The organism is Streptomyces sp. NPDC002092, assembly GCF_053593775.1.
In genome coordinates this window covers 26,534-40,899 of the sequence record NZ_JBSFDG010000005.1, presented here as the reverse complement: position 1 = coordinate 40,899, position 14,366 = coordinate 26,534, and the positions used below count along the sequence as shown (strand labels likewise).

Genomic DNA, 14,366 nt, shown 5'->3' with positions numbered 1-14,366 from the left:
TAGGAGTGAAGATTTCAGTGCCGGACGAGCGCACAGCTTTACCCAAGGGACAGTTGTTTGGGAAGTGTTGACCGAAACGATATGGACGTATGGGGAAAACCCCCGATTCCCTTTACGGGGATGAGTCCCCAATAGTGCTAAATGAACCGGCGGTTCCGGACTAACGTCCCTACGTGCGCAGGAAACTGAGGGTGGCGGCCTACGCCATATGCGTCCGCGACGACCAACTCCTCCTGGCCCGCTGGACCGACGACCAGGGCCGCCCCGAGTGGACCCTGCCCGGCGGCGGCGTGGAACACGGCGAGGACCCCTACGACGCCGCCGTCAGGGAGGTGGAGGAGGAGACCGGCTACCACGTCGAGCTCACCGCCCTCCTGGGCGTGAACTCGATCCGGCTCACCACCCCACGCCGCTTCGGCCGCTCCCTCGACCGCCACGGACTGCGTCTGGTGTACGAGGGCCGGGTGACCGGCGGCGAACTCCGCCACGAGATCGGCGGCTCGACGGACATGGCGGCCTGGCATCCCCTGGAGACGGTGCCCGGGCTGCGCCGGGTCGCACTGGTCGACGTGGGGCTGGCACTGTGGCGGGAGCGGCCGGCGACGGGGCGGGTGAACTGCTTGCAGTACCCAGAAAGATGAACGCGGAGTGACCGCCCCCGGGCCGCCCGACGAGCGGCCGTGAACGCGGAGGGTGGCCCAAGATCCACGTACGGTGATCGGCGTTGCCCGTTGCCGTCTCGTTCATGTGCAGGTCATTCCCGGTGCCAAGCATCCAGGTGAGCGGGTTGTTCGCGACAGCGAAACAGCCCGCGACCACTGCCGACGCGTTGCCACTCGGGGAGATCGCGCCATGTCGCGCATACGCTCTGTCGCCGCCACCAGCCCGGCGATCAACCGCCGTACCGTCCTCGCCGCCACCGGCGCGGCGGCCGTCTCCGCAGGCGTCGGCTACGCCCTGCGGCCCACCGACAGCCAGGCCGCAACCGACACCACCCGGGTCGTGGCGCAGTCCCGCCAGGCCCCGGCCGCCCCCCTCGCGCCCTACACCAAGGGCACCACCCTCGCCACGGTCGCCGCTCCGCGCACCTCCTCCGGCTACCGCCGCCTCGGCGACGGCCCCGGCTGGTCCCGCGTCGTGCGCAGCGAGCTCGCCGCCCCCAAGTCGGGCCGCGCCGGCCGCCGTACCGCGCTCGCCGCGTTCGTACAGCTCACCGACCTGCACCTGATGGACGTCCAGCACCCGCTGCGGCTGGAGTACCTCCGCTCGACCTCCGTGCACAACTGGCGTCCGCAGGAGGCGCTGACCGTGCACGGGGCGATCTCGCTCGTGGAGCGGATCAACTCCCTGCGCGGGGCCCCCGTCACCGGGACGCCGCTGCACTTCGCCATGACCACCGGCGACAACACGGACAACAACTCCGGGACCGAGCTGGAGTGGTTCCTCACCATCATGAGCGGTGGGCGGATCACGCCCAACTCCGGTGATCCGCGGCACTACGAGGGCGTCCAGAACAGCGGGCTGAAGCTGTTCTGGCAGCCCGACTCCGCCATCCGCGACGCCGACAAGCAGCTAGGCTTCCCGCACCTCGACGGCTTCCTCGCCGCCGCCGTCCGCGAGGTGCGCAGCCCCGGCCTCAACCTGCCCTGGTACTCCACCGTGGGCAACCACGACGCCCTGCCGCTGGGCTGCTACGGCCACGGCGACTCCTGGCTCGCCGAGTACGCCGTCGGCGGCAAGAAGCTGATGAACCTGCCGGCGTCCGAGGCGAAGAAGCTCCTGGACCACATCGCCGTCGGCAACGACCCGCAGGGCCACGCCTTCCGGGACCTGCTGAAGGCCCACGCGCGGGACATGCGATCGGTGACGGCGGACGAGAGGCGAGCGCCGTACACCCCGGCCGAGTACCTCAAGGCCCACCTCGACCCGGCCCACCGCGGCAACGGCCCGGTCGGCCACGGCTACTCCTCCGCCAACCTCGCGGCGGGCACCCAGTACTACACCTTCCGTATCTCCGACGACGTCATCGGCATCAGCATCGACACCACCGACCCGGGCGGCCACTACGAAGGCTCCATCGGAACGGCCCAGTTGAACTGGCTGGACAGGCAACTGCGGGACAACAAGGACTCGTACGCCATCGTCTTCAGCCACCACACCAGCCAGACGATGGACAACACGTCCCATGCCGACCCGTCCCGCCCGAACGAGCGCCGGCACAACGGCCAGGAGGTCCTGGCCCTGCTCGGCAAGCACGCCAATGTGATCGCCTGGGTGAACGGCCACATCCACCGCAACGACATCACCCCGCACAAGGGCTCCGGCGGCCGTTCGTTCTGGGAGATCTCGACCGCCTCGCACGTGGACTACCCGCACCTCGCCCGCGTCATCGAGATCGCCGACAACAAGGACGGCACCCTGTCCCTGTTCACGACCCTGGTCGAGTCGGCCGCCCCCCACCGCACGGACTTCGCCGACCTCACGCAGACGGGCCTGGCCGCCCTCTACCGCGAACTGGCGTACAACGCCCCCGGCCACGGCACGACCGGCGGCGGCCACCCGAGCGACCGCAACACGGAACTGGTCCTGAAGAAGGGCTGAAACCGGCTCAACCGGCCCGCAGTGGATCAACTCTCACGCTGCGGGCCGGGTCTGTTCCCCCGACCGAACTCAGCTCCATGCAGAGCACGAGATGGGGGAAGAGACGCCATGAACACGAACACGAGCACGACCACACGCGTACGTACGACCCTGGTCGCGGCGGCGGCCGTAACGCTGTCCGCTGCCCTCGCGGCCCCCGCGATCGCGGCCACGCCCGCCAGAGGCGCCGCCGACCACGACGCGACCCGCAAGGCCGTGAAGGCCGCGGTGGCGGCCGGCATCCCCGGAGTGACCCTGACCGCGAAGGACACGCACGGCACCTGGTCGACGACGGCGGGCGTCGGCAACCTCAAGACGGGCCGGCCGCGTTCGCCCCACGACCGCTACCGCGTCGGCAGCATCACCAAGACCTTCGTGGCCACTGTGCTGCTCCAACTGGAGGCGGAGGGCCGGCTGTCGCTGGACGACAAGGTGGAGAAGTGGCTGCCGGGAGTCGTCCGGGGCCACGGACACGACGGCCGTGCCATCACCCTCCGCCAGCTCCTCAACCACACCAGCGGGGTCTTCAACTACACGCAGGACGACACCTTCGCCCGTACGTACTTCCTGAAGGACGGGTTCCTCAAGCACCGTTACGACCCGAAGAGCCCGGCGGACCTGCTGGCGATCGCGATGTCCCACAAGCCGAACTTCGCCCCGGGCACCTCCTGGAGCTACTCCAACACCAACTACCTCCTGGCCGCGATGGTGATCGAGAAGGTCACGGGGAATCCGTACGGCGACGAAATCCGTGACCGCATCATCAACCCGCTCCACCTGACCGGCACCTCGGTCCCCGGCACCCGGGTCAATGTCCCGCAGCCCAGCAGCCGCGCCTACTCCAAGCTCGCGGACTCGACGACGGGCCCGACATACGACGTCACGACGCTGAACCCCGCCATCGCGTACGGCTCGGGCGAGATGATCTCGGACTCCGCCGACCTGGACCGCTTCTACTCGGCCCTGCTCGGCGGCCGGCTGCTCCCGGCACAGCAGCTGAAGGAGATGAAGACCACGGTGAAGGCCGGCGACGCGCCCCACGCCCGCTACGGCCTGGCCCTGATCGACCGCACCCTGTCCTGTGGCGTCCACGTCTGGGGCCACGACGGCGGCATCCACGGCTCGACGTCCGTGGCGGTGACCACGGAGGACGGCCGCCATTCGCTCGCGTTCAACTTCAACGGCGACTGGTCGGGGGACAGCGATGCGGTGATCGAGGCGGAGTTCTGCGGCAAGTGACCTGCCGGTCGGATTGACTTGGCTCAGGCTGTTGTCCCGCGCAGGTGGGTGACGAAGGTCGTCCACGCTGTGCGGGGCAGCAGGGCGGGGCCGGTGGGGTTCAAGACGGTCCGCGCCCGACTTGCCACCGCGCGGGGCGTGTCCGGGGCGGCTCTTTGGATTCCGTGGTCAGTCGCCGACGGCCAGCTTCACGCCGAAGCCGATGATGACCGTGCCGGTGATCCGGTCGAGCACCCGCTGGGCCATGGGGCGCCGCAGCCAGCCGCGCAGGACCTGTGCGAAGGCCACCAGGATCGACGACCAGATCAAGCCCTCTGCGACGTGCACGAAGGTCAGTGCCACGCCCATGGCCAGGTGCGGCGCGCCGGCCGGGATGAACTGCGGCAGGACGGCGACGTAGAACACGCCGATCTTGGGGTTGAGCACGTTTGTCAGCGCTCCGCGTCGCCAGCCTGCCGCCAGCCCGGCAACCGGGCCGGTCTGCTTCTCCTCGGCAGGGTCGGGCTTCACCGCACCATGGCGTCGGCGCAGGCTGTTCCACAGCATCAGGGTGCCCAGCCACAGCAGGTATGCGGCACCAGCCAGGCGTACAGCGTCGTAGGCGGTGCGCGAGGCCGCGAGCAGGGCTGTGATGCCGAGGGAGCTCAGGGTTCCCCAGGCCAGTGTTCCGGTCTGGATGCCGAGCACGACGCCCCATGCCTCACGGCGTCGCCCCAGGGCCGCCGTGCGCAGGATCAGCGCGGTATCGAGGCCGGGAGTCAGGGTCAGCAGACCCACGACCACGGCGAAGGACCAGAATGCAGATGCGGCTCCCATGTACGGGCAGCGTAGATCAACGGATGCGGGTGCCGCCAGGGCGGTCCCAGCGGTAGGGATACCAGCCGCGCCGGACAGGCAGCGGACGGTGATGTTCTGCTCGGCCAGGTCCTGGTGGACGATGCGGTGGTCGTAGTCGGCGTCCAGGCTCAGGTGGGGTCGCTGTGGCAGCGGTCCCAGGGAGGTGGTCAAGGCAGCGAGTCGGCCGGGGTCGGCTCGGTGACCAGCGGTATACCGCCCCGGTCGGTCAACTGCGCGCGTTTCAGGCCCAAGGAGGACCGGCACGGGCTCGGCCGCCAGATGGCGGTCCCACACTGTCTGCGAGGCCAAGCAGGTAGTGCTCGACGAGCCGGCCACAGACTGCTGCGGCTCGGGGTTCGCGGCGGCTGAGGCCGCCTGCCCTCAACGGCCGCTCCCCGCCCGGCACTCGTCGATCGCCGCACAGAGCCGCCCCACCGCCTCCTCCACCGCCCCGTCCGCAAGGTTCCCGTACCCCAGCACCAACCCGTGGTCGGCATGGTCCTCGGTGGCGTGGTAGGCGGCGAGGTCGGCGACGCGCAGCGAGCGGGCCCCCGCCGCCCGGACCACGGCCGCCGGGTCCACGGCGGCGGGCAGCCGCAGGAAGAGATGCAGGCCGGCCGCGACGCCGGAGACCGGGGCGTACGGCAGCTGGTCGGCGAGGGCCCGGACCAGGGTGTCGCGGCGGTTGCGGTAGCGCTTGCGGCAGGCGCGGAGATGGCGGTCGTAGGCGCCGGACCGCAGTAGGTCGGCGAAGGCGAGCTGGTCGAGGGGCGGGGGCTGGATTGCCGTCTGGTCGGCCTCGTGCAGCTCGCGGGTCCAGCGCGGGGGCGCGACGATCCAGCCGATGCCGAGCGCCGGGGAGAGGATCTTGCTGAGCGACTTGAACAGGACGACCCGGGACGGATCCATGCCCTGCAGGCTCGCGACCGGTCGGCGGTCGTAGCGGAACTCGGCGTCGTAGTCGTCCTCCAGTACGACGCCGTCCACCTCGCGGGCCCAGCGCAGCAGGGCCGCGCGCCGCTCCGGGGCGAGCACGGTGCCCAGCGGGAACTGGTGCGCCGGGGACGCCAGCACCGCCCTCAGCCCGGGGTGTCCGGCGAGCTCGTCGGTGCGCAGGCCGGCGCCGTCCACGCGGACGGGTACGACGTCCAGGCCCGCGGCACGGATCACCTCGCGCAGCCGGGTCCAGCCGGGTTCCTCGACTCCGACGGCGGTGATGCCGCGGGCGCGCAGGGCCTGGCAGAAGCGGCGCACCCCGTCGGTCACGCTCGTGCACACCGTCACGTCCTCGGGGCTCGTGGAGACACCGCGGGAGCGGGCCAGGTACTCGGCGAGCAGCCGTCTGAGCCGGGGGTGGCCGCCCGGCGGCGGGTAGCCGAACTCCGTGAACGCCACCGTCGTCGTCTGCGCGCGGACGGCGTCGGCCCAGCGGCGCCGCGGGAACGCCCGCAGGTCCGGCAGGCCGGGAGCCAGGTCGTAGCGGGCCACCGGAGCCTGCTGCGGCGCGCGCCCCATGGAGCGGTCGCTGTCGCTGTTCGACCAGCGCACCCGGGTCGCGGAGCCGGTCCGGGCCTCCAGATATCCCTCGGCGACCAGCTGGCCGTACGCCTCGGTCACCGCCCAGCGCGAACAGCCGAGGTCGGCGGCGAGCTGCCGGCTGGGCGGCAGGGCGGTGCCCACCTCGATCCTGCCGTCCCTGATCGCCGAACGCAGCGCCCGCTTCACGCGCTCGTGCAGCGGCCCGTCGGCGTCCTGCCCGAGGTGGAGCAGGAGATCGCCCGCCGGATTGGTCTGTGATTCCCGCATGCCATTGGACGGTAGCAGCGAGCCATTTCTCAGTAGCTTCGAGTGCATGAAGGACGTACCTGAGACCCATCAGTTGTTCCGCGGAGTCTTCGAGGACTGGCAGACCAAGGCGGGCGTCCTGTCGGCGACACCGGACGCGCCGGTCGTCACGGACGACTCCCCGCCCGTGCGGCGCGCGCTGCGCCGGTTGCGGGCCCGCTTCGAAAGACCACCCGGTAATTCAGCCGACTCGGACACGAGACGCCTAGTTCATCCGTACGAAACGTCCATGCCGCCTCATATCGGCTAACCCGCACTTCACGGGGGATGGCTCGATTTGTGCAAGGCGGGTGGTCGTATGCCCACGAGGCGCGGACTGCACGTGCTCTCGGTCTACGAGGGCTTCTTCTCCGGCGGGGCCCGGATCGTTCACAGTGACGTCGTACTCGGACTTCAGGAGGGTGACCAGCAGCATCGCGTGCTGAGCCTCCATGGCGAGGTGCACCGGGAGGCCACCCGGCAGCGGATGGAGGACGACGCCTGCTACCGCTCGCTGACCGCGGCGGGCGTGGGCGTCACCTCCCTGGGCCGGGTCTTTCCCACAACCGGCGATCCGGCCACCTTCACCGGGCCGGAGCTGGCCGACACCGCGCGGGCGACGGCGGACGCGGACGTGATCCTCTCGCTGAAGGAACAGCCTCTGCGCCTGCTGAACCAGGCGGGCCTGCCGCGCCGCCCCGTCGTGGTCTGCCTGCACCGCTCCGACCCGGAGAACCAGGGGGCGGCCCTCGGCGAACTGAAGGCCGCCATCGCGGACGGCAGGGTGGTGGCGTGCGTGTGCTGCGCGGAGTCGACGCGGGCCGCGTACGAGGCGGCGGGGATCCCGGCCGAGCTGCTGCACGTCATCCCGAACGGCGTGGACCTGCTGCGCTTCCGGCCCGACCCGGCCCGGCGACTGGCACTGCGGGCCTCCCTGGAGATCCCGGCCGCGGCACCGGTGGTCGTCTTCGCGGCCCGCTACGACGCGATGAAGAACGTCCCGCTGTTCCTGCGGGCGGCACGGGCGTGGCTCGAGCAGCAGCCCGACGGGCAGGTGTTGATGTGCGGCGCGGGCATGACATCGACGAACCCCGGGCTGGAAGCGGACATCAAGACCGCATTCGGACCGCAGCAGACGCTGACGGACCGGGTCCACCTGCTCGGCGTCCGACACGACATGGAATCCGTGTACGCCGGTGCCGACGTCGTCGCGCTGACCTCCGCCTGGGGCGAGGCGGCCCCGCTGTGCCTGGTCGAGGGCATGATGTGCGGCGCCGTACCGGTCGCCACCGACGTCGGCGACAGCGCGGCGATCGTGGCGGGCCACGGCTTCGTCACCCCGCCCGACCCGGCGGCGATCGCCCGGGCCTGGACGGAAGCGGCAGCGTCCCGCACCGCCCTCACCCCGTCCCTCACCGCAAGCCGCGAACGCTTCAGCCGCACCCGCATGATCGCGTCCTACGCCACCCTCCTCGACCGGGTCGCCGCGGGGGCTGCCACGAGGCCGGGCCCTTCCGGGGCCGCGCTGAGAGGTGAGGAGTGGCGACCGGGGGCCTGACCTCAGCGGCGGACGCGCGCCGTCTCTCCCACCCGTGCCGCCCCAGGCGGCATGACTGCCCGCGGGTGTGTCGGCTGGGGGGTATTGCCACAGTGCGCCGCGGCCGCCCGTGTCGCCCCAGCAGGCACTTCCGCAGCTGCGCCGGCTGGGCGCCACGGGGGAGGGACTCCGGCGGCCCGGCTTCGGGGCGCCGGCTGTTGCCTCCTCGGCGTGGTGATGGTCACTCCACCCGTGTCGATCCCCGTACGGCCGCCGGTGCTGCCTCGGTCGCCTGGGCGTCGCCGCGGGACGGCGGCAGGACCTGGCGCACGCTCACCAGCGCTGCCAGGGCGATTGCGCCTGCGACCGCGGGGACTCCGGCCGCGCCTGCCGTGGACAGGGTCAGGCCGCCGAGGGCTCCGGCGACCGCGACGCCCGGGAACTGGGCGGAGAAGTGCAGGCCCAGAGCCTGGGAGCGCTGCTCGGGGGCCAGGCCCGCCAGGCGGGTCTGCCGGCTGATGGCGCCCGACCACCAGGCCAGACCGAAGGCGAAGAGGAGCGGAAAGGCGATGGTCGTGTTCGGGGCGGGCGGATTCACGGGCGGGCGCCTCATCGGCTCGGTGCTGAAGAAGCATGCCCTGGCGAAGGTGCTACGGACGGTGCTGCTGCTCATCGCCGGCTTCCTGGCGGTCCTCACACTGCTGACGCTGCCCAAGCCGGTTGCCCGGTGCGCAATGGGGGACAGGTACGTGTACATCGTGTACGCCGCGAGGAAGAGACCGAAGGTCGTCACCAGGCCCCAGCGGACCGGCCCCCGCCGCAGCAGGTTCAGGCGCCCCGCCGTCGCACCCGCCGTGCCCAGCCCCGACAGCAGCATGGCCGCGCTGGCGCTCGTCACCGCGCTGGCCGTGTTGGCCTGGCTCCCGGACGTGCCGGTCGGCCGGCTCCCCTGGCGGAGCGTCTACGAGGGCCCGGACCTGCCCGGTGTACGGGCCGCGATCTGCGCAGGGCTCGGCAACACCTGTCTGCCGGCCAACGCGAACGAGCTGTGGGGCCTGCGCAAGGCCCCGGCGGAGTGCTACCCGCCGGTCGACCCCGTCCCCGTGTCGCTGGTGGTCGCACCCGGCACCGAGGAGGGGGTCATCGAGGCCGCGCACGTCGCGGCCCGCGAGGCCCTGCGCTGCTTCCCCTACCTGGACGAGGGCACCCACGGCGACCCGTACGACCTCGTGCCCGAGCCGGAACAGGCACAGCCGCTGGCCTCCTGACCCGCACGAGGAGGGGCCACCGGCACCCGGTGGCCCCTCCTCTCCCCTCCTGGTCCCGCCCCGGTCCGTCACTACCGCGGCAGCACCACGACATACGCGGCGGGTTCCCGGTCGCCGGAGGCCATCAGGGCCGTGCGGACGACCGCCGCCTGCTGCTCCATCGACTCGCGGAGCTTCTTGGGGGTGATGTGGACGACCGTGATGCCCAGGCGCTCCAAGTGCTCCCGCTTGCGGGCGTATTCGGACCACAGGGCGTCCTCGTCCTGCCGTGGGGCCCGGGTGTCCAGCTCCACTGCCACCGCCTGCTCCGGCCAGTACGCGTCGAGGCCGCCGAGGTGGGGGCCGCCCGGCAGGCGGAGGTCCACGTTCCAGACGGGGTCGGGCAGACCGTAGTCGTGGACCATCCGGTACAGCCGGTCCTCCGCGATGGCGCGGCCCTCGGCCAGCAGGGAGTCCACCGCGTCCACCACGTGCGGGCGGCTGAGCAGCTTCGCCTGGTTCAACGCCCGTACCACCGAGGCCGGTTCGCAGTGCCCGGCGCGTACCGCCTCGGTCAGCAGCCGGCGTACCGCGCCCGCGTCCGCGAGTTCCGACACCGCGTCGGCCAGGGCGCGCGGCACCGGCGCGATCGGAACTCCCGTCACCTGCTGGGGTGTCGGCAGCGTGGGCGTGCGGACGACCCGGGCGCAGCCCGCCGAGCGCAGCCGGCGCAGCCGGGGGACCAGGACGTCGATCTTCTCCAGCGACAGCAGGGGCGGCGCGGACGTGAAGCCGTGCAGCGTCAGAGCCGCCAGGCCCGTGATCATGGCCTCCGCGTAGACCGGCCGGTGCGGGCTCTCCGCGCCCGGCTGCGTCGGCACTCCGGGGGTCGACTCGCGCGCCGCGTACATCAGCACCGCGTGCAGCCGCTCCTCGCTGGTGGGCGGGCCCGGGTGGAGGAGGAAGACGCCCGGGAGGAGCTGCTGCCAGGGGCCGCCGGTGCGGCACTGCTCGGTCATCTCCGCGGACGAGACGCCGTGCGCCCGGAGCTGAGCAGTCGTCAGCACACGGCGGTGCACCTCGGCGAGGTGGCGCAGGGGGCGGGGGGAGGCCGGGGGGAGAGGGGTGTTGTGGTTCATGCCGGGGGGTTTCCCGCGCTCGAACCCCCCTCTAACCGCTGTTACACGCTCGTCGACAAAAACGGACAAGGTGGCACTAAAGGACGCTTGTTCGGATGCCGATAGGGCAGGCAAAACCCCTGGTCCGTTCGGGTCGGACCAGGGGTTACGGGTGTTATTGACCGGATTCCGTAACGGTCACGGGCGGATCAATCGTTGGCCAAGGCTCGCGGCCTAGGCGCCCGCGGACTGGGCCCGCAGCGCCCGCGCCAGATCGTCGCGCGCTTCCAGCACCAGCCTGCGCAGCGCAGGCGCCGCGTCCTCGTGGGCCGCGAGCCACGCGTCCGCCGCGTCCAGCGTCACCTGCGCGCCCTGCTCCGTCGGGTGGGACGGGAACAGCCCCCGGACCACGTCCATGCCGATCTGGATCGACCGCTCCCGCCACACCCGCTCGATCGCCGCGAAGTACTTCGGGGCGTACGGCGCGATCAGCTCCCGCTGCGAAGGCCGCGCGAAGCCGGCGATCGTCGCCTCCACCAGGGCGTTGGACAGTGCGTCCGACTCCACCACCTGCGCCCAGGCCTGCGCCTTCACCGCTTCGGAGGGCCGGGCGGCCAGACAGCGGACCTGGTGCCGCTTGCCCGACGCCGTGTCGTCACGGGCGAGCTCGGCCGCCAGCACCGACTCGTCCGCCGCCCCGTGCGCGGCCAGCGGCTCCAGGAACGCCCAGCGCAGCTCCTGGTCCACCTCAAGACCGTCGACCTTCTCCGTACCGTCCAACAGGCCGCGCAGCAGCGCCAGTTCGTCCGGTCCTGCCGCCACCGTGGCGAGGAAACGGGCCCAGGCCAGCTGCTGCTCGCTGCCCGGCTCGGCCGCCCGCAGATCCCGCAGGGCGACCTCGGCCAGCAGCCGCTCACCGGTCGGCCGCCAGGCCGGCGGCGCATAGTTGACCAGCGCCGAGTTCGCCCAGGCGTGCAGCATCTGCAGCACGCCGATGTCGGACTCGCGGCGCGCGAACCGCGTCACCAGGTCCACGAAGTCCGCGGCGGGCAGCAGCGCGTCCCGGGTCAGGTTCCACAGCGCCGACCAGCACAGGGCGCGGGCCAGCGGATCGGTGATGGACCCGAGGTGCTCGCGCAGGGTGGCCAGCGAGGTGTCGTCGAAGCGGATCTTGCAGTACGTGAGGTCGTCGTCGTTGACGAGCACCAGCTCCGGCGCCTGAGCGCCCGCCAGCTCCGCCACGACCGTACGGGGACCGTCGACGTCCGCCTCGACCCGCGCGTACCGCTCCAGGGCGCCCTCCCCGGTGCGCCGGTACAGGCCCACCGCCACCCGGTGCGGCCGCAGCTCGGGGTGCGACTCCGCCGCCTCCTGCAGCACCGCCAGTTCGTCCACCCTGCCCTCCGCGTCCAACAGCACCTGCGGAGTGAGGGAGTTGACCCCGGCCGTCTGCAGCCACTTCCGCGCCCAGCTCGCCATGTCCCGGCCGCTGGTCTCCTCCAGCACCGACAGCAGATCGCCGAGGCGCGTGTTGCCGTACGCGTTCCGCTTGAAGTAGCGCCGCGCGCCCTCCAGGAAGGCGTCCTGCCCCACGTACGCCACCAACTGCTTGAGCACCGACGCGCCCTTGGCGTACGTGATGCCGTCGAAGTTGAGCTTCGCGTCCTGGAGGTCGCGGATGTCGGCGGTGATCGGGTGCGTGGAGGGCAGCTGGTCGGCGCGGTACGCCCAGGCCTTGCGGCGGTTGGCGAAGGTGATCCAGGCGTCGGTGAAGCGGGTCGCGCCGACGCCTGCGAAGGTGCCCATGAAGTCCGCGAAGGACTCCTTCAGCCACAGGTCGTCCCACCAGACCATGGTGACCAGGTCGCCGAACCACATGTGCGCCATCTCGTGCAGGATGACGTTGGCCCGGCTCTCGTACGAGGCCCGGGTGACCTTGCCCCGGAAGATGAACTCCTCGCGGAAGGTGACAAGACCCGGGTTCTCCATCGCGCCCAGGTTGTACTCGGGGACGAACGCCTGGTCGTACTTCCCGAAGGGGTACGGGTAGTCGAAGTGGTCGTGGAAGAAGTCCAGGCCCTGCTTGGTGACGAGGAAGACGTCGTCCGAGTCGAAGTAGGGCGCCAGACCCTTGCGGCACAGGGCGCCGAGCGGGATCTCAAGGCGCGTACCGTCCTCGAAGGTCCGCTCGTAGGAGTCCGTGACGTAGTGGTACGGCCCCGCCACCACGCAGGTGATGTACGTGGAGATCGGCTTCGTCTCCGCGAACCTCCACACCCCGTCCGCCCGCTCGCCGACCCCGTTGCTCCAGACCGTCCACCCCTCCGGCGCCCGCACCTCGAAGCGGAAGGGGGCCTTGAGGTCGGGCTGTTCGAAGTTCGCGAAGACCCGGCGGGAGTCGGCCGGCTCGTACTGGGTGTACAGATACACCTCGCCGTCCTCCGGGTCGACGAAGCGGTGCAGGCCCTCGCCGGTGCGGGAGTAGGCGCACTGCGCGTCGACGACCAGCTCGTTCTCGGCGGCGAGGTCCTCCAGGAGGATCCGGGAGCCGTCGAAGACCTCACCGGGGTCGAGATCCCTCCCGTTGAGTGAGACGGAGGTCACACTTGGCGCGATCAGGTCGGCGAAGGTGGCGGCGCCCGGTTCGTTGCTGCGGAAGCGGATCGTGGTGACGGACCGGAAGGTGCGCGGACCGTCCCCGTCCCCTTCCCCCACCGCCGTACGCAGGTCGAGGGACACGTCGTACCCGTCGACGGACAGCAGGGCGGCCCGCTCCCGGGCCTCGTCACGGGTCAGGTTCTCACCGGGCACGGGCAGTGCTCCCTCGGCTGGTGTTCGGTATGTGGACAGGCTGATCCTGCCATGGGGGTCCGACACCGGGCACTCGGGAATGGGGACGGGGAGGGCTGTTGTTGCGGGATGAAACGACGCTTTTCCTAGGAGAGCCATGTCCGAGACCGCGAGCAGCTCCGCCGCGAAGACGCCCGTCGACTTCTGGTTCGACCCGCTGTGCCCCTGGGCCTGGATGACCTCCCGGTGGGTGCTGGAGGTGGAGAAGGTCCGGAACATCGAGGTCCGCTGGCACATCATGAGCCTCGCGGTGCTCAACGAGCCCAAGCTCGACGAGCTGCCCGAGGAGTACCGCGAGCTGCTGGAGACCAAGGCCTGGCAGCCGATCCGGGTGGTCACCGCGGCCTGGCAGAAGCACGGCTCCGACATCCTCGGCCCGCTGTACACCGCGCTCGGCACCCGTATCCACAACGAGGGCCAGGGCCCGACGCGCGAGGCCGTCGAAGGCGCCCTGGCGGACGTCGGCCTGCCCGCCGACCTGATCGAGTACTTCGACCAGAAGGACTTCGAGTTCGACGCCGAGCTGCGCGCCTCCCACAAGGAGGGCATCGACAAGGTCGGCCAGGACGTCGGCACACCGGTCATCGCGGTCCCCGGCCCCGACGGCGAGCAGATCGCCTTCTTCGGCCCGGTCGTCACCCCGGCCCCGAAGGGCGAGGAAGCCGCCCGCCTGTGGGACGGCACGGTCGCGGTCGCCTCGGTCCCCGGCTTCTACGAGATCAAGCGGACGCGCACGAAGGGCCCGGACTTCAGCAACCTGTAGGGATCAGCCAGGGTCGGCTTCCGGATTCTTGAGCTCCTCCGGGAGCCGGCCCCCCTCGCTCTGCTTGCTCCAGCGCTGGTACCACCGGCAGCCCGGGGCGGTACAGCGCCACAGGTCGGTCAGCCGGCGGTGCTCCGGCTTGACGGTCGGCCTTTCCTTCCCGTTGAGCGGCCTGAACACCTGGGTGCCGCTGCCCCCGCAGGTCGGGCAGTGCTTGTCCTTGAAGAACATCAGCGCCTCCTCGCCATCACCGGTAGTACAGCGCGGACGCGGCGAACGCGCCCCCGGAATCGGCGGGTCCCGGTGGTGCG

The 14,366-nt window shown here is 71.3% G+C and carries 13 protein-coding genes; 7 read left to right on the top strand and 6 right to left on the bottom strand.

Annotation, left to right across the window (positions count from 1 at the left end; genetic code table 11):
• Window positions 1-173: 173 nt before the first annotated feature.
• The 3 genes from ACWCRD_RS12800 to ACWCRD_RS12790 all read left to right on the top strand — a co-directional run bounded on the left by ACWCRD_RS12800 (window position 174) and on the right by ACWCRD_RS12790 (window position 3,879).
• Complete coding sequence (locus ACWCRD_RS12800) at window positions 174-641, top strand: NUDIX hydrolase (protein WP_450965886.1); 468 nt, start codon at window positions 174-176, stop codon at window positions 639-641.
• A gap of 211 nt (window positions 642-852) precedes the next feature.
• Window positions 853-2,601, top strand: coding sequence for a TIGR03767 family metallophosphoesterase (locus ACWCRD_RS12795; RefSeq protein WP_450965885.1), 1,749 nt, complete (start codon window positions 853-855; stop codon window positions 2,599-2,601).
• Between the two features lie 108 nt (window positions 2,602-2,709).
• Window positions 2,710-3,879, top strand: coding sequence for a serine hydrolase domain-containing protein (locus ACWCRD_RS12790; RefSeq protein WP_450965884.1), 1,170 nt, complete (start codon window positions 2,710-2,712; stop codon window positions 3,877-3,879).
• 168 nt (window positions 3,880-4,047) lie between these two features.
• Here the strand turns inward: ACWCRD_RS12790 and ACWCRD_RS12785 are convergent, their stop codons facing one another.
• Window positions 4,048-4,887 (bottom strand): LysE family translocator, encoded by an 840-nt coding sequence (locus tag ACWCRD_RS12785; protein ID WP_450965883.1) that lies wholly within the window; start codon window positions 4,885-4,887, stop codon window positions 4,048-4,050.
• Window positions 4,888-5,097: 210 nt separating this feature from the next.
• Window positions 5,098-6,522 carry a MocR-like pyridoxine biosynthesis transcription factor PdxR gene (gene pdxR, locus ACWCRD_RS12780; RefSeq protein ID WP_450965882.1) on the bottom strand — a complete coding sequence of 475 codons (1,425 nt, stop codon included), beginning with the start codon at window positions 6,520-6,522 and terminating at the stop codon, window positions 5,098-5,100.
• Window positions 6,523-6,568: 46 nt separating this feature from the next.
• Here pdxR and ACWCRD_RS12775 point away from each other — a divergent pair, with 46 nt between their 5' ends.
• Window positions 6,569-6,811, top strand: coding sequence for a hypothetical protein (locus ACWCRD_RS12775; RefSeq protein WP_450965881.1), 243 nt, complete (start codon window positions 6,569-6,571; stop codon window positions 6,809-6,811).
• 48 nt (window positions 6,812-6,859) lie between these two features.
• Window positions 6,860-8,098 carry a glycosyltransferase gene (locus ACWCRD_RS12770; protein ID WP_450965880.1) on the top strand — a complete coding sequence of 413 codons (1,239 nt, stop codon included), beginning with the start codon at window positions 6,860-6,862 and terminating at the stop codon, window positions 8,096-8,098.
• Window positions 8,099-8,318: 220 nt separating this feature from the next.
• On the opposite strand, the gene ACWCRD_RS12765 is transcribed toward ACWCRD_RS12770, so the two are convergent.
• Entirely contained in the window at window positions 8,319-8,675 is a 357-nt protein-coding gene (locus ACWCRD_RS12765) for a hypothetical protein (RefSeq protein WP_450965879.1), read from the bottom strand.
• Here ACWCRD_RS12765 and ACWCRD_RS12760 point away from each other — a divergent pair.
• Entirely contained in the window at window positions 8,647-9,345 is a 699-nt protein-coding gene (locus ACWCRD_RS12760; RefSeq protein WP_450965878.1) for a hypothetical protein, read from the top strand. The two genes, ACWCRD_RS12765 and ACWCRD_RS12760, sit on opposite strands and share 29 nt — an antisense overlap.
• 71 nt (window positions 9,346-9,416) lie before the next feature.
• On the opposite strand, the gene ACWCRD_RS12755 is transcribed toward ACWCRD_RS12760, so the two are convergent.
• Complete coding sequence (locus ACWCRD_RS12755) at window positions 9,417-10,463, bottom strand: hypothetical protein (protein WP_450965877.1); 1,047 nt, start codon at window positions 10,461-10,463, stop codon at window positions 9,417-9,419.
• 213 nt (window positions 10,464-10,676) lie between these two features.
• Window positions 10,677-13,253 (bottom strand): aminopeptidase N, encoded by a 2,577-nt coding sequence (pepN, locus tag ACWCRD_RS12750; protein WP_450965876.1) that lies wholly within the window; start codon window positions 13,251-13,253, stop codon window positions 10,677-10,679.
• A gap of 136 nt (window positions 13,254-13,389) precedes the next feature.
• On the opposite strand from pepN, the gene ACWCRD_RS12745 reads away from it, so the two are divergent.
• On the top strand, window positions 13,390-14,055 hold the full coding sequence (locus tag ACWCRD_RS12745) for a mycothiol-dependent nitroreductase Rv2466c family protein (RefSeq protein WP_450965875.1): 666 nt from the start codon (window positions 13,390-13,392) through the stop codon (window positions 14,053-14,055).
• A gap of 3 nt (window positions 14,056-14,058) precedes the next feature.
• Here ACWCRD_RS12745 and ACWCRD_RS12740 read toward each other — a convergent pair whose 3' ends face one another.
• Window positions 14,059-14,286: a hypothetical protein gene (locus ACWCRD_RS12740; protein ID WP_450965874.1), complete on the bottom strand. Its 228-nt coding sequence runs from the start codon at window positions 14,284-14,286 to the stop codon at window positions 14,059-14,061.
• Window positions 14,287-14,366: the final 80 nt, after the last annotated feature.